17 protein-coding genes are annotated in these 19,258 nt (G+C 69.4%); 5 read left to right on the forward strand and 12 right to left on the reverse strand.

Features of this window, described 5'->3' with window-relative positions; genetic code table 11:
- Window positions 1-82: 82 nt before the first annotated feature.
- From CFP71_RS09505 to CFP71_RS09520, 4 genes are all read right to left on the reverse strand, one after another.
- On the reverse strand, window positions 83-853 hold the full coding sequence (locus tag CFP71_RS09505) for an enoyl-CoA hydratase/isomerase family protein (RefSeq protein ID WP_093933463.1): 771 nt from the start codon (window positions 851-853) through the stop codon (window positions 83-85).
- Between the two features lie 43 nt (window positions 854-896).
- Window positions 897-1,319: a hypothetical protein gene (locus CFP71_RS09510; protein ID WP_093933464.1), complete on the reverse strand. Its 423-nt coding sequence runs from the start codon at window positions 1,317-1,319 to the stop codon at window positions 897-899.
- 259 nt (window positions 1,320-1,578) lie between these two features.
- On the reverse strand, window positions 1,579-2,538 hold the full coding sequence (locus CFP71_RS09515; RefSeq protein WP_052014488.1) for an ABC transporter permease: 960 nt from the start codon (window positions 2,536-2,538) through the stop codon (window positions 1,579-1,581).
- A complete protein-coding gene (locus tag CFP71_RS09520) occupies window positions 2,531-5,437 on the reverse strand; it encodes an alpha/beta fold hydrolase (protein ID WP_167406054.1) in 2,907 nt (968 codons plus the stop codon). Before CFP71_RS09520 ends, CFP71_RS09515 begins: the two co-directional genes overlap by 8 nt.
- Before the next feature lie 318 nt (window positions 5,438-5,755).
- Here CFP71_RS09520 and CFP71_RS09525 point away from each other — a divergent pair, with 318 nt between their 5' ends.
- Window positions 5,756-6,730, forward strand: a complete 975-nt coding sequence (locus CFP71_RS09525; protein ID WP_093933465.1) for a TerC/Alx family metal homeostasis membrane protein — start codon at window positions 5,756-5,758, stop codon at window positions 6,728-6,730.
- 30 nt (window positions 6,731-6,760) lie between these two features.
- Entirely contained in the window at window positions 6,761-8,722 is a 1,962-nt protein-coding gene (locus CFP71_RS09530) for a S9 family peptidase (protein ID WP_093933466.1), read from the forward strand.
- A gap of 667 nt (window positions 8,723-9,389) precedes the next feature.
- Here CFP71_RS09530 and CFP71_RS09535 read toward each other — a convergent pair.
- The 3 genes from CFP71_RS09535 to CFP71_RS09545 all read right to left on the reverse strand — a co-directional run bounded on the left by CFP71_RS09535 (window position 9,390) and on the right by CFP71_RS09545 (window position 12,041).
- The gene (locus CFP71_RS09535; protein WP_007028108.1) at window positions 9,390-10,046 is read right to left on the reverse strand and encodes an RES family NAD+ phosphorylase; all 657 of its coding nucleotides are present in this window, start codon (window positions 10,044-10,046) and stop codon (window positions 9,390-9,392) included.
- Between the two features lie 98 nt (window positions 10,047-10,144).
- Window positions 10,145-10,726, reverse strand: a complete 582-nt coding sequence (locus CFP71_RS09540) for a DNA-binding protein (RefSeq protein WP_093933467.1) — start codon at window positions 10,724-10,726, stop codon at window positions 10,145-10,147.
- Between the two features lie 334 nt (window positions 10,727-11,060).
- Window positions 11,061-12,041 carry a LacI family DNA-binding transcriptional regulator gene (locus CFP71_RS09545; protein WP_093933468.1) on the reverse strand — a complete coding sequence of 327 codons (981 nt, stop codon included), beginning with the start codon at window positions 12,039-12,041 and terminating at the stop codon, window positions 11,061-11,063.
- Window positions 12,042-12,155: 114 nt separating this feature from the next.
- Here CFP71_RS09545 and CFP71_RS09550 point away from each other — a divergent pair, with 114 nt between their 5' ends.
- Complete coding sequence (locus tag CFP71_RS09550; RefSeq protein WP_093933469.1) at window positions 12,156-13,643, forward strand: FGGY-family carbohydrate kinase; 1,488 nt, start codon at window positions 12,156-12,158, stop codon at window positions 13,641-13,643.
- Here CFP71_RS09550 and CFP71_RS09555 read toward each other — a convergent pair.
- Window positions 13,586-14,293, reverse strand: coding sequence for a helix-turn-helix domain-containing protein (locus CFP71_RS09555; protein WP_244199613.1), 708 nt, complete (start codon window positions 14,291-14,293; stop codon window positions 13,586-13,588). The genes CFP71_RS09550 and CFP71_RS09555 overlap by 58 nt on opposite strands.
- A gap of 239 nt (window positions 14,294-14,532) precedes the next feature.
- On the opposite strand from CFP71_RS09555, the gene CFP71_RS09560 reads away from it, so the two are divergent.
- Together CFP71_RS09560 and CFP71_RS09565 are read left to right on the forward strand one after the other, a co-directional pair.
- Window positions 14,533-15,027, forward strand: coding sequence for an MmpS family transport accessory protein (locus CFP71_RS09560; protein ID WP_093933471.1), 495 nt, complete (start codon window positions 14,533-14,535; stop codon window positions 15,025-15,027).
- Window positions 15,028-15,049: 22 nt separating this feature from the next.
- Complete coding sequence (locus CFP71_RS09565) at window positions 15,050-15,817, forward strand: ABC transporter permease (protein WP_093933472.1); 768 nt, start codon at window positions 15,050-15,052, stop codon at window positions 15,815-15,817.
- Here CFP71_RS09565 and CFP71_RS09570 read toward each other — a convergent pair.
- The 4 genes from CFP71_RS09570 to CFP71_RS09585 are packed head-to-tail and all read right to left on the reverse strand — an operon-like array spanning window position 15,780 to window position 19,203.
- On the reverse strand, window positions 15,780-16,466 hold the full coding sequence (locus CFP71_RS09570; protein WP_093933473.1) for a histidine phosphatase family protein: 687 nt from the start codon (window positions 16,464-16,466) through the stop codon (window positions 15,780-15,782). The two genes, CFP71_RS09565 and CFP71_RS09570, sit on opposite strands and share 38 nt — an antisense overlap.
- A gap of 19 nt (window positions 16,467-16,485) precedes the next feature.
- Entirely contained in the window at window positions 16,486-18,357 is a 1,872-nt protein-coding gene (locus CFP71_RS09575; protein WP_208635916.1) for a Na+/H+ antiporter, read from the reverse strand.
- Between the two features lie 40 nt (window positions 18,358-18,397).
- Complete coding sequence (locus CFP71_RS09580; protein WP_093933474.1) at window positions 18,398-18,793, reverse strand: VOC family protein; 396 nt, start codon at window positions 18,791-18,793, stop codon at window positions 18,398-18,400.
- A gap of 5 nt (window positions 18,794-18,798) precedes the next feature.
- Window positions 18,799-19,203 (reverse strand): helix-turn-helix transcriptional regulator, encoded by a 405-nt coding sequence (locus CFP71_RS09585; protein WP_093933475.1) that lies wholly within the window; start codon window positions 19,201-19,203, stop codon window positions 18,799-18,801.
- Between the last annotated feature and the right edge of the window lie 55 nt (window positions 19,204-19,258).

Genomic DNA, 19,258 nt, shown 5'->3' on the forward strand with positions numbered 1-19,258 from the left:
CTGTTGAGCGGTCGGATACTCACAGAGTCCCCGCCGGTGGGCAATCGCCTATCCGGACGGTGTCCCGATGATCGGGACACCGTCACTTCGCCCCGCGGAGCACCCTGTCGACGTAGGCCTTGATGGCCGCGAGCGCCTCGGAAGAGCTCCACAGTTCGAGGACGTGGGCGTCGTCGCCGGTGCGGTGTTCGGCGATGCGCTCGTGGAACGGCCGGTGCAGTTGCGCCTTCGTGTGCGCGTACGCGGCGGCGGGGATCTCGGCGAGCTTCCTCGCCACCTCCACCGCCCGTCCCACGACGTTTTCGGGCTCGGTCACCTCGTTCACCAGGCCGAGCCGGAGCGCGTCTCCAGGCAGGTGGGTCTCGCCGAGGAACGCGAGTTCGGCGAGGATGTCGGCGCCGAACCCGGAACGCAGGATCTCCAGCGCCGCCAACGGGAACGGCACCCCGACGAGCAGTTCGGTGATCCCCATCCGGCTCGGGCCGTCGGCGAGGACACGGCGGTCGCAGGCGGCGGCCAGGACCGCCCCGCCGGCGATCGCGTGACCGTTGACGGCCGCGACCACCGGGCCGGGGAAGCCGAACACCGACAGGAACGCGTCCGACAGCGCGGGCAGGAAGTCCTCGATGTAGCCCGCGCCGCCGTCGTGCACCCGCCGCAGGTCGACGCCCGCCGAGAAGATGCCGCCGGTGCCGGTCAGCACGACACCGCGATAGCCGCCCAGCTGGACGTCTTCGAGCCTGAGGATCAGCTCCTGGCAGAACTCCGTGTCGAGGGTGTTCGCCTTGCCGTGCTGCAGGGTGACGACGGCGATCCCGCCTTCGTCGTCCACGCGGATCGAGGAGGTGGCCATGAGCCCGACCGTACCCGAGCCGGTGGAGATCTACAGTGGACCGCTAATCGTCGAGACGCACGGTGATCGTCGGGCTGAAGGACCGCTTGCGGTTCCAGCCGGATTCGGCCCCGATGCTCAGCTGGATGGCCTTGTCGGCGGGCGCCCAGTAGCCGGTGCGGACGAAGTACGCGTCCATCGCGCACAGCCTGCTGCAGGACTTGCGGTTGCAGATGGTCTCCCAGCCCCACTGCCTGCCGCTCTCCTCGACGCCGTTGCGGCGGACGAAAAGGTGCGGGTTGCCGATGTCGCGGCAGTAGGCGCTGCCCTCGGAGATGTAGAGGACCCCGTCGATCTTGTAGAACCGCTTGTTGTCGAGCAACGTCACCTGACCGGAGGCGGCGAATCCCACCCGGCCGCCCTTGTCCGCGGTCATCGTCCAAGCAAGGGAGAATTCCTGAACCGGGATCTCCAGTGACTGGGTCATGGTCACGTCCCCGCTTTCTGCTCGCTTCGGGCACCTTTCCCCTGAAGATAAGGATTTCTCAGGGAGTGCCGAAGATGAATGCGAACTTTTCACCCAATGAGTCGATGATCGGAAAAATCAATGGTCTCATGCGCATGAAACACCGATTACCGCCGCTAATGGGTGAAGGTCGCCACGGCCAGTGAAAACCGGGGCCCACCAGGGAAGAATATTTCGTCTTCCCGGTGGACCCCGGTGATTTCCCGGTGCGAAAACGCTCTCAGCTGGTGATGTCCTTCGTCGCGAACCGGCGGCCTGCCAGGAGGAAGAACACCGTGCCGTACAACGCCGCCGACAACATCCCGTTGGCCATGTTCGTCCAGTCGATGTCGGTCGAGATGAGATCCATCCACGAGAACGCGAAATGCGTCGGCAGATAGTCCCGAAGCCCTTCCAGCGCGGTGATCTGGTCGAGGATCTGCGAAACGATCGCGACGATGACAGCGCCGCCGACGGCACCCAGCGGGGCGTCGGTGGCGACCGAGAGCAGCATCGCCAGACCGGCCACCCACGCCAATTGGAGGATGATGTAGATCGTCGCCAGACCCATGGCGACGAGGCTGTCGCTGAACGACACCGCGTCCCCGGTCGGGCTGATGGCGTCGCCCGCGCCGTACCAGATGACGCCCACCACCAGCGACACCAGCGGCAACAGGATCAGCGCGGCCGCGGACAGGATCCCGGAGACGATCGCCTTCTGCCGCAGCACCCGGTGCCGGGGGACCGGCATCGCGAGCAGATACTTCAGGCTCGACCAGGACGCCTCGCTCGCGATCGTGTCGCCGTAGAACAGCGCCACGATCATCGGGAGCAGGAACGTGCCGGACACGAACAGCGCGAGCACCACGAAGTTCGGCGCGCTCGCGGTGGCGAGGTCGACGAACCCGCCGCTGCGGCGGTTCGGGTTGGCCTGCCCGATCTCGAAGGCGATCACCAGGACGAACGGCAGCAGCGCGACGAACCCCAGCATGAGCTGGGTCCGCCGTCGTTTGAGCTGCCGCTTCAGTTCGACGCCGAGCCGCAGCGTCCGGTCGGCGCGGTAGCCCGCCACCGCCCCGTCGGGACCGACCTCGGTCCGCTCGTGCGACGCGACCTCGGTCAGCTCCAGCAGTGCCGCCGGATCGGTGTGCACGCCGTGATCCGCCCGGGTCGCCGGGCCGGAACCATTGGTCTTACTCACCCTTCGAGTCCTCTCCGACCAGCTGCAGGAACGCGTCTTCCAGACGGCGCCGCGGCCCGGCCTGCTCGACCGCGACCCCGGCCCGCACGAGGGCGGCGACCGCCTCGGCGCGGGCGAGACCGTCGAGATCCGCGTGGACCAGTTCCCCGTCGACGTCGACGCCGGAGACGCCGCCGACCTTCCGCAGCGCTTCGGCCGCTTCGGCGGGCTTGTCGACCCGGAACGTCGCCTCGCCGCTGGACGCGGCCAGTTCGCCGACCTCGCCCGAGGCGACCAGCATGCCGCGGTGCATCACGACCACGTGCGTACAGGTCTGCTCGACCTCGGCCAGCAGGTGGCTCGACACCACCACGGTGCGTCCGGTCGCGGCGTACCGCTGGAGCACCTCGCGCATCTGGTGGATCTGTGGCGGGTCGAGCCCGTTGGTCGGCTCGTCGAGCACCATGAGCTCCGGCAGGCCGAGCATCGCCTGCGCGATCGCGAGCCGCTGCCGCATGCCCTGGCTGTAGGTGCGCACCCGCCGGTTCACCGCGTCACCGAGACCGGCGATCTCCAGTGCCTCGGCGAAGTGCGCCCTGTCCGCCGGACGGCCCGTGCTCGCCCAGTACAGTTCCAGGTTTTCCTTGCCGGACAAGTGCGGCAGGAAACCCGAACCCTCCACAAAGGACCCGATCCGGGACAGCACCGGCGCGCCGGGCGCGATCAGGTGGCCGAACACGCGGATGGTGCCCGCCGTCGGGGTGATGAGCCCCATCAGCATGCGCAGGGTCGTCGTCTTGCCGGCGCCGTTCGGCCCGAGCAGGCCGAGCACCTGACCGGGTTCGACCCGGAACGACAGGTCCTTCACCGCGACGAAACCGCCCGCGTAGGCCTTGCGCAGTCCTTCGATCACCAGCGGCGTCTTCGCCAGGCTCTCGTCGACGTCGTGCGCGCGGCGGCGGCGGAACGCGGCGATCACCGTGATCGCGATACCCGCGAGCAGGGTTCCGGCGATCCCGAGCAGCTGCGCGGTGGGCGCGCCCGCGCCGACCGAAGTGCCGTGGACGACCGGGACGCCGAGCTGTCCGCCGTCCGCCAGTTCGACGCGGAACACCGCGGGTTCGACCGGCGTCGCGAAAGCCTGGTCCGTCGTGCCGACGACCAGCCGGAGCGTGTGCCCGGCTTCCAGGGGCCGCACGATGCCCGGCAGGGTCACCGTCACCTCGACCGGGCCGCCGTCGGCGGGCAGACCGGAAACCCGGAAGGGCGCGACCGCGTTGGCCGGAAGCGTGCGGACACCTTCCGAGTTGACGTCGTAGAGCTTCGCGAAGAGGACGGCTTCCTTCTGCGGGGCGGCCCCGGGCCCCGCCGAGATCCGCAGGCGGACCGTGGACGAACCGGCCACGATCGTCTGCGCGTCGAGCGGTCGCGTCGCGAACTGCGCGGCCTGGCCGGGCGGGTCCACACTGAACAGTCCGGACAGCCGGGACGAACCCGCCACCGCCCCGTTCAGGCCGGGGATCCCGCTCACCGCGGCGGGGTTGCCGCCCGCGGGCCGGACGATCGGCTGGGCCGGGCCTTCGAGCGTGAACCGCCGCCGTTCGGTGGCGTCCCCGGTGGCTCCCGGGTACGCCGGAGCGGTGACGGTCCGGACCGAAGGGGCGCCGTTGGCCCGCAGGGTGCCCTGGATGTCGTAGCTGAAACCGGTGCCGGGATCGGTGCCCTGGCCGGTGAGGGAGAACTTGAGGAAGTCGGCGATCTGCGCCCGCAGCTTCTGCCCGGGCTTCCCGCCGTCGTGGCCGCCGGAGTACCAGACCGTGCGGACCTTGCCGCCCGCCGCGGCGATCTGCCGGGCGGTCGCGTCGGACTGGTCCAGCCCGAACAGCGTGTCGCTTTCGCCCTGCACCAGCAGGGTCGGCACGGTGATCTTGTCCGTCACGGACGCGGGGGAGACACGGCGGAGCAGATCGACGGTCTTCTGGCTCGCTTTCCCGGTGGTGGCGAGTTCGGTGTAGGCCTGGCAGACGTCGGCGGTGAACCGTCCACAAGGGTCGGCCGGGCCGGACGGCGGCCGCTGCCCGTTCGGACCGCCGAGCGGCAGGGACTGCGCCGCGGCACCCGCCGCGCCCGCGCCCTGCGACGCACCGGATTCGCTCGTCTCGTCACCGGCTTCGGGAGCGTCGTTGGCGGGGGAGCCACTCTGCGCCGCGCCGGAACCGGCGGAGAAGAAGATGCCCGCCCACGACCTCTTGAAGACACCGTCGGCGGTGTACGCGCCGGCGGCGGGAGTGGTCGCCGTCGGCGGCGCGGCCGAGGCGGCGTTCGGGACGAGCCCCTGAGCGAGGTCGTTGTAGGTGATCACCGGCGCGATCGCGTCGACCCGTTTGTCGGTCCCGGCGAGCAGCAGCGACAGCGCGCCGCCGTACGAAGCGCCGGACACGGCCACCTTCGGGTCTCCGTTCTCGCTGAGGACCTCGGGCCGTGAAGCCAGGTTGTCGATCAGCTTCCGGGCGTCGGCGACTTCGCGGTCGGGGTCGTTCAGCGCGATCTTCCCGGTGCTGCGGCCGAAGCCGCGCGCGGACCAGGCGAGTACGACGAAACCCTTCTCGGCGAGCTCGCGGGCCTCGGTGGCGACACTGTTCTTGTCGCCGCCGAAACCGTGGGCGAGCAGCACGGCGGGAGCGGGGGTCCGCTCGGGGAGGTACGTGGTCGTGTCGATCTTGACGACCTCGGGTGAGCCCGGGGATTCGGGCAGGTCGAGGGTCGCTTCCTGGGTTTTGACCGCGGACGGGGCTGGTTCGCTGTTCGTCCACACGACGGCCGCGGCGGCCAGGACCACCACGACCGCGGCGAGCGCGGTGAGCTTCGCGCCTCGCGTGCGAGGGAGCGGGATTCGGGGCACGGAATGACCGTATTTCACCGAACCTGAGAGTCGCCTTCCCAGCACACACAGACCACACAAGGGTGGGGTTGTCACGCCATCAGAACGGGTACTCAAGGAGCGGAAAGAGGTCAGTGTGACGGGAGTTACGCGACCATCTTGGTGACAAGGGCAACCTTAACTGGCGTCATGCGTACAGACAGGTCAAACTGGACCAGCTGTGAGGGGAGTATTCCTTCGCGGCGGTGTCGTCAGCACGGTGGTCTTCGCGGGCCCCCGGCACCGTCGGCCGGTTTCGCACCGGCGGAAGAGACCTCCGGTTAGTTGCTGCTGTGCACTATCCGGAGGGTTGGTTACATGTCTGTTCCCCTGTGGCTATGGATCGCCACCATCGGCGGTCTGCTCGCGTTGATCGCGCTCGACCTGATCATCGTCGATCGCAAGCCGCATGAGGTCACCACCGGCGAGGCCGCCCGGTGGGTCATCTTCTACGTCGCCGTGGCCATCGCGTTCGGCATCGGCGTCTGGGTCTTCGGGGGACACGACCCGGGTGTCGAGTTCTTCACCGGGTACATCACCGAGTACTCGCTGAGCGTCGACAACCTGTTCATCTTCATGATCATCATGACGTCGTTCAAGGTGCCCGCGATCCACCAGCACCGCGTGCTGCTGATCGGCATCCTGCTCGCGCTCGCCATGCGCAGCGTGTTCATCGCCGTGGGCGCCGCGCTGATCGCGCAGTTCGTCTGGGTCTTCTTCCTCTTTGGCGCCGTCCTCATCTGGACCGCGATCAGCATGATCCGCAACAAGGACGAAGAAGAGGAATACGAGGAGAACGCCCTCACCCGCTGGGTGCGCAAACTCTTCCCGGTCACCAACGAGTGGCACGGGCACAAGTCCTTCGTGAAGAAGGACGGCAAGCGCTGGATCACCCCGATGTTCCTGGTGATCGTCGCGATCGGCAGCGCGGACCTGCTGTTCGCCGTCGACTCGATCCCGGCCATCTTCGGTATCACGCAGGAGGCCTTCCTGGTCTTCACCGCCAACGCGTTCGCGCTGATGGGCCTGCGGCAGCTGTACTTCCTGCTCGGTGGCCTGGTCACCAAGCTGGTGTACCTGTCCTACGGCCTCGCGGTGATCCTTGCCTTCATCGGCGCCAAGCTGTTCCTGCACGCGCTGCACGAGTACGGCGCCGTGCCGGACTGGCTGGACATCAACAACTGGGTGTCCCTGGGTGTCATCGTCGTGGTCCTGACCGTGACGACGCTGGCCAGCCTCGCGAAGGCTAAGAAGGTCGAAGCCGCCGAGCAGGAGTCTTCAATCAGTAGTTAGAACTGCTAAGGATCGGGTACCGTCGGGGCCGTGCGTCCCGTTGACATCGAAGCCCTGACGGTCCCCGGCACCCCCGCGCTGCGCGGCGACCTGCTGCTCACCGCGGTGAGCAGGCCCGATCTGAAGACGAACAGCTACCGCGGTGGCCTGCGCGAGGTCGACCTCGGCGGTGGCGGGGAAGGCCCTTGGACCCACGGGACCAAGGACTCCGCCCCCGTCATCTCCCCGGACGGCCGGTGGGTCGCCTTCCTCCGGGCGGGGGAGGGCGCCGGTCGCCAGGCCAAGCCGCAGGTGCACGTGATCGCCGCGGCCGGGGGTGACGCGAAGCGGATCACCGACCTGCCCCTCGGCGCGGGCGTCCCGGTCTGGGCGCCGGATTCCCGCCGGATCGCCTTCGTCGCGCGCGTGCCCGAGCAGGGCCGCTACGGCACGGAGAACGCGGACGGCGAAACCCCGGAGCCGGGCGAAGAAGCTCCGCGGCACATCACGAATCTCTTCTACCGGGTCGACGACACCGGCTTCCTCAACGACCGTCCGCAGCGGCTGTTCGTAGTGGACGCCGTCGCCGCGCTGGACGAGGCCGCGCCCGCGGACCTCGCGCCGCTGACCGACGACCGGGCCGACGTCGAGCATCCGTCGTGGACGGTCGACGGTGAGTCCGTCCTGATCGTCGCGCCCCGTGGCTGGGCCGTCGAGGACACCGTCCGCTCGGACGTCTACGCCGTACCCGCCGGGGGCGGCGAACCCCGGCTGCTGGTCCGGACCCAGGGCACCGCGGCCAAACCGGTCTCCGCCCCGGACGGATCGATCCTGTTCTACGGCACCGAATTCCCCGGCGCGGAGGAGATCGCCCGCAACACCGGGCTCTGGCACGCGCCGTGGCCTGCCGGGGACGAGCCCTCGTCCGCGCGGCGGCTGACCGACGTCGAAACGGTGGACTGCGACAACGCCGCCGGGCCTCCGGTCGTCCTCGGCGACGAAGCGCTCGTCGTGGTCCGCACCCGCGGCGCCGCCGAATTGCGCGCCGTCCCGCTCGAGGGCGAACTGTCCGAGCTGAAGTCGTTGCGGTACCTGGCGGGCGAACGCGCCGCGGTGAAGTCGTTCGTCGTCGACGGCACGCGGATCGCCGCGGTGATCGGGACGCCCGAGAGCTCCGGTGACGTCGTCCTCCTGTCGGGGGGCGAATCCCGCGTGCTCACCGATTACTCGAAGGCGTTGCGGGACACCGGGATCCGGCCGCTGGAGGAGCTGGACGCGACCGCGCCCGACGGCTACCCGGCGCACGGCTGGATCGTCCGGCCCGAGGGCGAGGGACCGCATCCGGTGGTCCTGATGATCCACGGCGGACCGTTCGCGCCCTACGAATGGAAGGTCTTCGACGAGGCGCAGGTGCTCGCCGACGCGGGCTACGCCGTCATCCTGGGGAATCCGCGCGGTTCCGCCGGCTACGGCGAGAGTCACGGCCGGAGCATCGTCCACGGCCTGGGCACGGTGGACGCGGACGACCTGCTGGCACTGCTGGACGAAGCGCTGAAACAGTCCGATTTGGACAGTGATCGCGTCGGCGTGATGGGCGGCTCGTACGGCGGCTTCATGACCAGCTGGCTCGCCGCGCACCACGGCGGCCGGTTCCGCGCCGCGTGGAGCGAGCGCGCGGTCAACGCCTGGGACTCCTTCGTCGGCAGTTCCGACATCGGCTGGTTCTTCGCCGACGGGTACGTCGGTGAGGACCCCGAAGAGCAGCGTAAGCGCAGCCCGCTGACCTACGCGGGGAAGATCGACATCCCGTTCATGGTCGCGCATTCCGAGCAGGACTGGCGATGCCCGCTGGAGCAGGCGCAGCGGATGTACGTGGCACTGCGGCGGAACGGCGTCGCCGCGGAGTTCCTGCTGTTCCCCGGCGAGGGGCACGAACTCACGCGTTCGGGGCAGCCGCGGCACCGGGTGCAGCGGTTCGACGCCGTGCTCGAGTGGTGGGGCCGTCACCTCTGACCCTCGCGAGGGGTGAGAACCTGCCTCTCCACTCACGACCCCCGGACCGATGCGGTACCGGCGCTCCTGCCCGCTTGCGGTACATGAAGGCCCCTTCCTTGCGCTAGGCGTAAGGGAGGGGGCCTTCATGTACCGGGGAAGGGGCCGGTTGTGACTGCTGGTGTTCCTGGGGCGATCACGAAGGTAGTGAAGGCCTCCTTTGCTACCTTCAGGGTAGGCAATGAGCCCTTCATGGACCGAACCCTTGAACCTCGTGAGAGGTGGGGACGATTATCGAGAGGCGAGGCAAGTTTTACGTGATCGAGTCTCCTGCCGAGCTGGGCCTTGGCGGCACGGCCTGAACTGGTCCGCGCGACCTTGACCGTCCACAAGAGCGGGTTTTCCCAGCTGATACGCCCGTTTTGGGTGCTTTGCGTGACTTTGCGAAGGGGTCGTGAGTGGTAAAGAGGGTTAGAACCCTCTTTACCACTCACGACCTCACTCAGAACGGCCCATACGGGCATAAAGCGGACGCCCAATCGACGCTGAACGTCCTAAGTGGACGCTCGGGTCGCGCCGGTCCACCGACCGGCCCGGACTCCTGCCCTCAAGGCAGCGAAGAAGGCCTGCTCGGCAGGATCGACCATGTCGTATTCGACTTGCCGCTGAATGGAATCGTTCTTGCCGCTCACGACAGCAGCGTGTAATTCAGTTCCTCGCACACCCGGCCCAGCGGGACGTCGAGCCCCGGGTGGTCCAAAGGGAGCAGGACGTCCGGCGCGACCGGCAGCGAGTTCCCGGCGGGCGGGTCCCACAACGCGAGAGCGGGGCCGCCGGAGTCCATGGAAGACCGGTACCAGACACCGTCGAGATCGCCGAAGGCGGCGCGGATGGCGCGCGCCCAGGCCTGGGTGATCTTCTTCGGGCCGCTGGAGATCTCCTGCGAGGCGCCGACTCGGGTCGGCCACAGGCCGGCGAGGTCGAGCAGCCGCAGGGTGCGGGTGGGCCGGACGACGACCAGGCGCGGTCCGCGGGATTTGCGGTCGACCGTCGACGTGGTCTGGAAGACCTCCGCGATGCTGGTGCGCACGGTGAGGCCGAAGTACAGGACGCCGTTCCCGGGGTCGGTGACCGGGCGTCCGCCGCGACCCGGCGTCTGCGGGTCGAAACGGCCGTGCGGGAGCGGTCCGCTGTAGCGGAACGAATTCCACTGCTGGGGGTGGTTGCCGTGCGCGGTGAAGATCCTGACCAGCCTGGTGCCGGGGTGCACCGTCACCACGTCGTTGGTGCGGTGCAGCTCCTTGACCAGGACAGAGCGCGCGGGCGGCAGGGGGAGCCGGGCCATACCTCGGGAGTCGTCCGTCCTTGTCGGGTGATCTTGCTCGATGGGGTCAGCCTACGGCCTACCCCCGACTGAAATTTTCCGTCGTCGGGCAAGACACCTTAGAACGGCGACCCCAGAGTGGCTACCAGCTTTGCAACATGTTCGGGGTCTCCGCCGGAGAGCAGCCACTGGCGGGGGGTGGCGGGGTGGTCGTTGATCACCAGATCGGACTGCGGGGTGCTCATGAAGGCGGCGACGACCAGCGCGGGCTGGTCTTCGGGGACGGCGCGCAGCACGACCTCCAGGCCGGGCAGGACCCCCGAGCCGGTGAACTGCCAGGAGGGCAGCCGCCAGCCTTGGTCCTTCCAGCCGGTGAGCCTGCCTTCCTTCAGACGGTGGCGGATGCGGCTGTCGTCCACGCCGAGGGCTTTGGCCGCTTCCAGCACGCTGAGCGCGGAATCGGCGAGCACGGCGTGCGCGGCGACCGTGCGGGCACGGAAGTCCGGTTCGTCCTCGCTGCGGGGGGAGAGGTCCAGGCCGACGTCGGTGAGCGCGGCCCGCTGGTCCGCCGAGAAGTAATGCGACGGATCGGGGTTCGGCGGGGAGAGCCTCCGCGCGGCGTCCTCGACGAGAGTCAGGAACTCGTCGGCGTCGACCTTGAGGCCCGCCTTGGCGAGGACGTTCTCGAGCGCTATCGACATAGCGCCTAGAGTAACTCGTCTGTGCGGGTTCGTGCGGTCTCATCTCGATTTCGTGGGGGAATTCACCAGAGATGAACACAGAGTGCACGGAATCACACACGCGCAGTAGGCAATGTCGCAATAGTGTGCCCGGATCGGGCGAGCTTGTCCAGGGATCCGGCTTGACAGGTCGTATGCGGGAATTTACCTTCCGGAAGGTAAACGATTTCTTCCCACCGCTTCGGAGAACCCGGCTGGTGTGGGGCCGGCTTGGGGGAACAAGGGGGTGGGGCGTTCCTGGGCGGCCGGTGCGAGCCGGTCGCCCAGGCACGTCGTGCACCTGGGATCTCCGGGGTCAGTCGCGCCGTGAGCTGCGGCGCACGATCAGCTTCGCCTGCAACGTGGTCGTCGTGGCCTTGCGCGTGCTGTCGCCGATCCGGGCCAGCAGCAGTTCGGCGGCGACCCGGCCCACCTCGTTCGCGGGCTGGGCGACCACCGTCAGCGGCGGATCGATCAGGGTCGTCCACGGCGCGTCGTCGAACGACACGATCCCCACGTCCTGGCCCGAGCGCAGTCCACGTGAGGCCAGCGCCTCCAGGACGCCGATCGCCATCGTGCTGTTGCCGACCAGCAGCGCGTCCGGCGGTTCGGGCTCGTCGAGCAGGCTGAGCGCGGCGAGCCTGCCGCCCTCGGCGCGGAACTCGGCGCGCCGTGTGAGCGCGTTTTCGGCACCGACGGCGTCGGTGTAGCCGGCCAGCCGGTCTTCGGCCGTGCGCACCCCGGGCGGACCGCTGACGCAGGCGACTCGCCGGTATCCGCCGTCGAGCAGGTGCCGTGTCGCCTCGTGGGCGGCGAGCCGGGTGTCGACCAGCACCTGGTCGCCGGTGTTCTCCAGCAGCGGCCGGTCGACGGCGACCACGGGCGTGCCGCGTTCGGTCAGCCTGTCGACGTTGGTGGCCCGGCCGGTGGGGGAGAGCACCACGCCGGCGACCCGCTCCTGCAGGGCGACGTCGATGTAGCGCCGCTCCTTCTCCTCGTTGTCGTCGGCGTTGCACAGCACCACCGAGTAGCCCGCGGTCTGCGCGATGTCCTCCACGCCGCGGGCGATCGCGGTGAAGAACGGGTTCTCCACGTCGGAGATGATGAGCGCGAGGACCGCGGTTTCCTGACGGCGCAGATTTCGCGCCAGCCCGTTCGGGTGATATCCCAATTCCGCCGCGGCGGCCTGTACCCGTGCCGCGAGCACCGGGTCCACAGTGGACTTACCGTTGAGCGTCCTCGACACGGTCGCCGTCGAAACCCCGGCCTTCGCCGCCACGTCGTTGATGGTGGCCACCGTGACCTCCCCTTCTGCAGGTGTGTTGACACCTTCGCACGGGAAGAATAGCTTGACCGACAATCGTTACCATCCGCTGATCGCGCTACTCGTGCCGGAAAGTTCGGGGGTCTCGTGGGGGAACCGGGCCTGGTGCTCGGCATCGACATCGGCACCTCGAGTTCCAAAGGTGTCCTCGTCGATTCCCGGGGCACCGTGGTGGCGCGAGCGTCCCGGCGACACGATACCGCACGGCCCCGTCCGGGCTGGTTCGAGCACGACGCCGAAACCGTGTGGTGGCAAGACTTCCTCGTACTGGCAAGGGAACTCTCGGCGGGCGCCGGGGATCATCCCATCATCGGAGTGTCGGTCAGCGGCATCGGCCCGGTGCTCCTGCCCGCGGACGCTTCCGGGAAACCGTTGCGCCCGGCGATCCTTTACGGCGTCGACACCCGTGCCTATGACGAAATCCGTGAACTCGACCGGGAATTCGGCGAAGAATCCATTGTGGAACGGGGTGGGAGCGCACTCGGCTCGCAGGCCGTCGGACCGAAATGGCGCTGGCTGGCCAAGAACGAGCCGGACGTGTTCGAACGCGCGAAGTTGTTCTTGATGGCGAGTTCGTTCCTTGTCCTGAGGCTGACCGGTGAATACGTTCTCGACCATCACTCCGCGAGTCAATGCGACCCGATGTACGACCTGCGCGAGGCCCGGTGGGCGCCGGACCGGGTCGCCGCGATCGCTCCGGGCATCGAGCTGCCCCGGCTCGCGTGGCCGACCGAGGTGGTCGGCTCGATCACCGCCGGGGCGGCCGCGGAAACCGGCTTGCCACAAGGGATCCCGGTGACGGCGGGCACCGTGGACGCCTGGGCGGAGGCGACGAGCGCCGGTGTCACCGCGCCAGGCGACACGATGCTCATGTACGGCACCACGATGTTCCTGATCCAGATGCTCTCCGATCCCCGCCCCGTGCCGGGGTTGTGGACGACGCGAGGCGCGTTCCCGGACACCTATTCACTCGCGGCGGGGATGGCCACGTCCGGCGCGATCACCGACTGGCTGCGGGGGCTCGTCGGCGGCGAGTTCGGGGAACTCGTCGCGGCGGCGGGCGAGGTTCCGGCCGGCAGCCGCGGATTGCTGATGCTGCCGTACTTCGCCGGGGAACGGACACCGATACCGGATCCGGACGCGCGCGGCGTCATCGCCGGGCTCACCACCGCGCACGGTGGCGCCGAGCTGTACCGCGCGGCGCTGGAAGGGACGGCGTACGGGGTGCGGCACAACCTCGAGGCCATGCGCGAAGCCGGGGGCGGCGCACGCCGGTTCGTCGCCGTCGGTGGTGGTACGCGGGGCGGGGTGTGGACGCGGATCGTCAGCGACGTCGCGCGGATCGAGCAGGAGATTCCCGCGGAAACCGTCGGCGCGGCGTTCGGTGACGCCGTTCTCGCGGCCCACGCCCTGGGGTGGGAGCCGGATGCCGGAGCCTGGAACCCGGTCACCGAGGTCGTCCGTCCCGGCGCGGACGCCGATGTCTACGACGAGTTCTACCCGCACTACCGCGCGCTTTACCGGTCCACAATGGACATAGCGCACTTCTTGGCGCGGAAGAACTCCCTCGCTTGAACCCCGGCGAACTCCCGGCAATCCCGGCTCAGGTGGGCTTGATCGGCGTAGCCCGCCGAAAACGCCAGCGACGCGAGATCCGGCGCCGTCGGCGCGAGGCCGATGGCGCGCTGGAACCGGGTGACCCGCAGGTACGTCGCCGGGCCGTAGCCGACCGCGAGGGTGAACCGCCGCCGCAGCTGCCGTTCTCCCGTCGCGAACCGGTCCAGCGCGGCGGAAACCCGGGGGACGCCGCCGTCGAGCCTGGCGATCAGCTCCGAGATCTCCCGGTCGGCGCCGTCCGCTCGGCGTCGTGCGACGACGTCGGCCAGCGAAACGCCGCCGCAAAGCACCCGCTCGGCCAGCAGTTCGCCTTCCTTGCCCCAGAGGTCGCCGAGGGGGACACGCCGGTCGCGCAGCTCGTCGGCGCCCAGCCCCAGGACGTCGCGCGCCCTGCCGGGGACGAAGCGCACGCCGTACGCCCGGGTGCCGGGCGGTGTCTCCCAGGTCCAGGCCGTGGTGTCCGGCCCCGCGACGAACACCTCGCCGCCGCATGCCACCAGATCGACGCAGCCGTCGGGCACGATCCGCTTCGGCGCCCGGCCCGTGTCCTCCCACAGGCAGCGCACCACGTCCCGCAGTCCGCCGGGCGCCGTCGTCTCCCGATACACGCTTGCCATGATGCCGCGGGGGTACGACGGTATCGAGCAGTCATATCACTCAAAGTGAGCTGTTCGGCTCACTGTGTTTACGCCAACCGCCCTATGACCAGGTGCTCTTCGCTCACCGGGACACCCAAAAGGGTGAATATCGGGTTTCTTCCCGATAACGGCTAACGCGGAGTCACCTTCCAGCGAGAAGTAGTCGACGCACTCGACGGAAGTGCGCTCGGACGAGAGAAGACCTCTCCATGGGTGTTCCCACCGCGACCCCTCCGGCATCGGCGCCGGGACAGGGAGCCCCGGGCAGGCTGAAGCCGCTCGGGACCATCGTGGTCGTGCTGGGCGTGATGGCCGTCGCCGTCACCCTGACCAGCTATGTGCTGCCGAAGGCCTCGCGGCCGGTGCAGAACCCGCCCGCGCCGCAGGTGGAACAGGTCGAGCAGGCCGCGGCCGCCGTGCGCGCCGTGACGCACCTGGTCGTCTACGAACTTTCCGGCGCGAAGGGCGCCCAGAACGTCACCTATGTCGCGCAGGGCTCGGAACTCATGCAGAAGACCGACGTGACGGCGCCGTGGAGCACCACGTTCGAGCGCGCGAGTCAGGAAGGCCGCGACGAGTTCTACAGCCTCTCCGCGCAAGGCTCGGGTAGTGGCGCGCTGCGATGCAGGATCCTCGTCGACGGCGAAGTCGTCAGTGACCGCACCGCCCCCGCGGCGGGCGCGCCGGTGACCTGTACGTCCTGATTCCTGCGGCAGGATCGTCCGCGTGACGGATGGTGCGATCGCGTTCGGCCCGGTGCTCGCCGTGGTCCTGGCCGTGCTGGCGATCTTCGGCGCGGCGGTGGTGCGGTTCGGGCAGCTGGGGCAGGGCAAGGCGGTGCTGTTCGCGGCCGCGCGCGCCGTCGTGCAGCTCGCCGCCGTTTCGCTGGTGATCGTCGGGATCCTGGAATCGGGCTGGCTGACCGGCGGGTTCGTGCTGCTGATGTTCGCGATCGCCGCGATCACCTCCGCGCGCCGGATCGGCGTGGCCAAGGACCTCGCGTGGGTCGCGCTCGCCATCGCGTCCGGCGTGGTGCCGGTGCTGACCCTCGTGCTCGCGACCGGGGTGGTCCCGTGGCGGCCCATCGCGATCGTGCCGATCGCCGGGATCGTCATCGGCGGCGCTATGTCCGCGACCTCCCAGGCGGCGAGGCGCGCCTTGGACGAACTCGTGTCCCGGCACGGCGAGTACGAAGCCGCGCTGGCGCTGGGTTTCCTCCGCCGCCCGGCCGCGCTGGAGATCTGCCGGCCGTCGGCGGGACAGGCGCTGATCCCCGCGCTCGACCAGACGAGGACGGTCGGCCTGGTGACCCTGCCCGGCGCCTACGTCGGTGTCCTCCTCGGTGGCGCCGGGCCGCTTCAAGCAGGCGTGACCCAGGTGCTCGTGCTCATCGGACTGCTGGCCGCGGAGGCCGTCGCGGTGCTGGTCGTCGTGCACCTGGTCGCGGCGGGCCGGATCAGCCGAAAGGCGACTGAAGATGTGACGTGTCGTTGAACCGGCGCACCATCCAGTCGTCGCCCGACACCACCAGATGCGAGATCGAGCCGTTGTCCGCCCCGAGGAACGCGAACCGGTTCCCGGCGGCGCTCGCCTGGGCGAAGACCTCGCCGATGACACCGCCGTGGGTGAACACGGCGATCCGGCGGTCCGGGTTGGCCGCCGCGAGCCTGCCGACGGCCGCCTTGATCCGGCCGCCGAACGACTCCATCGTCTCGGCCCCCGGGATGACGTCCCAGCGCTGTTCCCGCCACAGCCGCTCGACGATCGGATGACCTTCGTGGGTGTAGCGCCGGAAGAGCCCGTTCTCCCAGTCGCCGAGGTGGATCTCTCGCAGGTCGGCTTCGACCTCCGGCGTGAGCCCGAGCTTCGCCGCCAGCGGCGCCGCTGTCTGGGACGTCCGGCGCAGCGTCGTCACGTACAGCGCGGCGATCCGCTCGTCCGCCAGCCGGCGCCCGACCCGCTCGGCGTGGTCCCGGCCCTCCGGCGCGAGGTCCGGGTCGGCCTGCCCGTCGACGAGGTCGAACGGATCGTCGCCCTTCGCCGGCGCCGATTCGCCATGGCGGACAAGGAAGATCTCGGTCGCGCCGGGCGGGGGTGAAAAGCGGTGCTGGCGGTATTCGACTTCCTGCTCAGGGGTGCTCATGTCCGCCGACGATACCGAGTCAACCGAGCTGTTTGTCCACGAAACACCAGCGCCAGGTCTCGCCCGGTTCGTGGCTGCGCATCACCGGGTGGAGGGTCTCGTGGAAGTGCTCGGTCGCGTGTTTGCCCGGCGAGGAGTCGCAGCAGGCGACGTTCCCGCATTTGACGCATTCGCGCAGGTGGACCCAGGTCATCCCGTTCTCGACGCAGACCGCGCACACATCGGGCGAGCTGGGTTCGGCCGCGGGCCACTCCTTGGTCAGATGCTTGCACGATCCCGCCGTCGCGGCGGGGGTGCGCAGTTCCCGATCGGAGTCCGGCACGGTCTCCTCCTCTTCTCTGTCCAGCATGGATTCCTCGATGTCGAGGCGTTCGAGGATCCGGCGCAGGACATCATCATCGGCCATCCCGGAGTCGCGCGCCTCCAGGAACTTCTCCCGTTCGACCTCCAGCAGCCTCATCCGCAGGCGCCGATAGACGTCGCTCGGCGTTTCGGTCAGGGCGCTCTGCCTGCCGAGCTCCTCCCAGGCCGAGTCCGACCGGTGCTGGAGCCGGCTGCGCAGGCGTTCGACGATGTCGTCGGGATCTTCGACGGTGCGGATCTTCTCCAGTTCGTCGAGCGCGGCCCTGGTCATGGTGTTGATGACGGCCGCTTCCTGCAGCGCGTCCTCGGCGGGGTCGGGCGGCGGCAGTTTCAGGCGGCGGACCAGGACCGGCAGCGTCGTCCCGTGCAGCAGCAGCGTTCCCGCCACGACGACGAACGCGACCAGCACCAGCACGGCCCGCTGCGGGGTGTCCGCGGGCAGTACGAACGCGGCCGCGAGAGTGACGACGCCGCGCATCCCGGCCCAGGCGATCACCGCCGAGTACCGCCACGGCCAGGCGTGACGGCGGAAGGTCCGCCGCGCCAGGCCGATCCCGGCCATCCAGAGGATCCGGGCGACGATGGTCGCGGCCAGGGTGGCGGCGCAGATCAGGATCAGTTCCGGCACGCTCAGCCCGCTGTCGCCGACCTCGGTCATGATCCGGCGGACCTGCAGGCCGATCAGCAGGAAGACGATGTTCTCCAGCAGGAACTGGATGGTCTGCCAGTTCAGCCTGCTGGCCAGCCGCGAGCGGCCCGAGAGCATGCTCGGGGCCTTGTGCCCGAGGATCAGGCCCGCGACGACCACGGAGATCACGCCGGAACCGTGGATCGCCTCGGCGGCCAGATACGCGACGAACGGGACCACCAGCGAAAGCGCGGTGTCGGTGACCGGATCTTCGAGGCGGGTGCGGATCAGCGCGGCGAGCGCGCCGACGGCGAAACCGATCACCAGCCCGCCACCCGCGGCCAGCAGGAAGTCACCACCGGCCTGCCACACGCTGACCGAGCCCGCGATGGCCGCGATGGCGGTCCGCAACGCGACCAGCGCGGCCGCGTCGTTGAACAGGCTTTCGCCCTCCAGCAGCCGGGTCAGCTTGCGCGGCATCCCGACCTTGCGGGCGACGGCGGTGGCCGCGACCGCGTCGGGCGGCGCGACCACCGCGCCGATCGCGAGCCCGGCGGCGAGCGGCAGACCGGGGATCACCAGCCACGCCACGACCCCGACCGCCGCCGTGGTGAAGATGACGAGCCCCACCGACAGCAGCAGGATCGGCCCGCGATTGCGGCGGAAGTCGATCAGCGACGTGCGGATCGCGGTCGCGTAGAGAAGCGGGGGCAACAGCCCCAGCAGCACGACCTCCGGATCCAGCTCGTACTCCGGGATGCCCGGGACGTACGAGGCGACGACCCCCACCGCGATCAGGCACAGGGGCGCCGACCAGTCGAGTTTCCGCGCCGCGGCGGTGACCAGGAGGACGGCCACCACCAGTGCCACGAGTTCTACCGCGATCTCCACGCCGCTCATCATCACCCGAGAGCCCCGGTGCGCGCGCACCGAGGCCCGGCTACCGCTGTTCGATACGCACCAGGTTGCCCGCCGGGTCGCGGAAAGCGCAGTCGCGGACGCCGTAAGGCTGTTCCATCGGCTCCTGGACGACGTCGGCCCCCGTGGCCTGGATCCGGTCGAAGGTGTCGATCAGGTCCGAGGTGGACAGCACGATGGCCCCGTAGGTGCCCTTGGCCATCAGTTCGGCGACCGTGGCGCGTTCCTCGTCGGTGAGCTCCGGGCCCGCGGCGGGGGAGTGGAGCACGATCGACGTCCGCGGCTGCCCCGGCGGGCCGACGGCAACCCGGTGCGGACCTTCGTCCCGCGTCTCGAAGCCCAGGATGTCGCGATAGAAGGAGAGGGAAGCCTCGAGATCGTCGGCGGGGAGGAAGGACGCGTGAATCGAGAGGATCATGCGACTCAAGGTAGGTCGGGGCGACGGGAGGCCGCTTCTCTATTCCTGATCGGCCGCATGACCTGTTTGACGACGCAGCCGGGCATGCCGCGGCCCTCTTCCGCCGCCTGCTTGCGGTAGGCGCTCGGCGAGACGCCGACCAGCTCGGAGAATCGCGTGCTGAAAGTGCCCAGCGACGAGAAACCGACGTCGAAGCAGACCTCGGTGACCGACATGTCCCCGCGCCGCAGCAGCATCATGGCCCGCTCGATCCGGCGGGTCATCAGGTAGCTGTAGGGCGATTCGCCGTACGCGGCGCGGAATTCCCGGCTCAGGTGCCCGGCCGAGACGTGCACGCCGCGGGCGAGCGCCTCGACGTCCAGCGGCTGGGCGTAGTCCCGGTCGATCCGGTCGCGGACGCGTCGCAACATCGCGAGGTCTCGCAGGCGCGGGCCTGGGTCACGCTGTCCGTTCACCCGGAAAGCC

This window comes from Amycolatopsis thailandensis (assembly GCF_002234405.1).
In the GTDB taxonomy this organism is placed as follows: domain Bacteria; phylum Actinomycetota; class Actinomycetes; order Mycobacteriales; family Pseudonocardiaceae; genus Amycolatopsis; species Amycolatopsis thailandensis.

Coding starts and splice junctions, on each gene's coding strand:
- CFP71_RS09585 (WP_093933475.1), bottom strand. CDS start 19,203: ATGTTGCGACGCGTCCGCGACCGGATCGACCGGGACTACGCCCAGCCG.
- CFP71_RS09570 (WP_093933473.1), bottom strand. CDS start 16,466: ATGAGCACCCCTGAGCAGGAAGTCGAATACCGCCAGCACCGCTTTTCA.
- CFP71_RS09510 (WP_093933464.1), bottom strand. CDS start 1,319: ATGACCCAGTCACTGGAGATCCCGGTTCAGGAATTCTCCCTTGCTTGG.
- CFP71_RS09580 (WP_093933474.1), bottom strand. CDS start 18,793: ATGATCCTCTCGATTCACGCGTCCTTCCTCCCCGCCGACGATCTCGAG.
- CFP71_RS09560 (WP_093933471.1), top strand. CDS start 14,533: ATGGGTGTTCCCACCGCGACCCCTCCGGCATCGGCGCCGGGACAGGGA.
- CFP71_RS09535 (WP_007028108.1), bottom strand. CDS start 10,046: ATGGCCCGGCTCCCCCTGCCGCCCGCGCGCTCTGTCCTGGTCAAGGAG.
- CFP71_RS09540 (WP_093933467.1), bottom strand. CDS start 10,726: ATGTCGATAGCGCTCGAGAACGTCCTCGCCAAGGCGGGCCTCAAGGTC.
- CFP71_RS09505 (WP_093933463.1), bottom strand. CDS start 853: ATGGCCACCTCCTCGATCCGCGTGGACGACGAAGGCGGGATCGCCGTC.
- CFP71_RS09575 (WP_208635916.1), bottom strand. CDS start 18,357: ATGAGCGGCGTGGAGATCGCGGTAGAACTCGTGGCACTGGTGGTGGCC.
- CFP71_RS09525 (WP_093933465.1), top strand. CDS start 5,756: ATGTCTGTTCCCCTGTGGCTATGGATCGCCACCATCGGCGGTCTGCTC.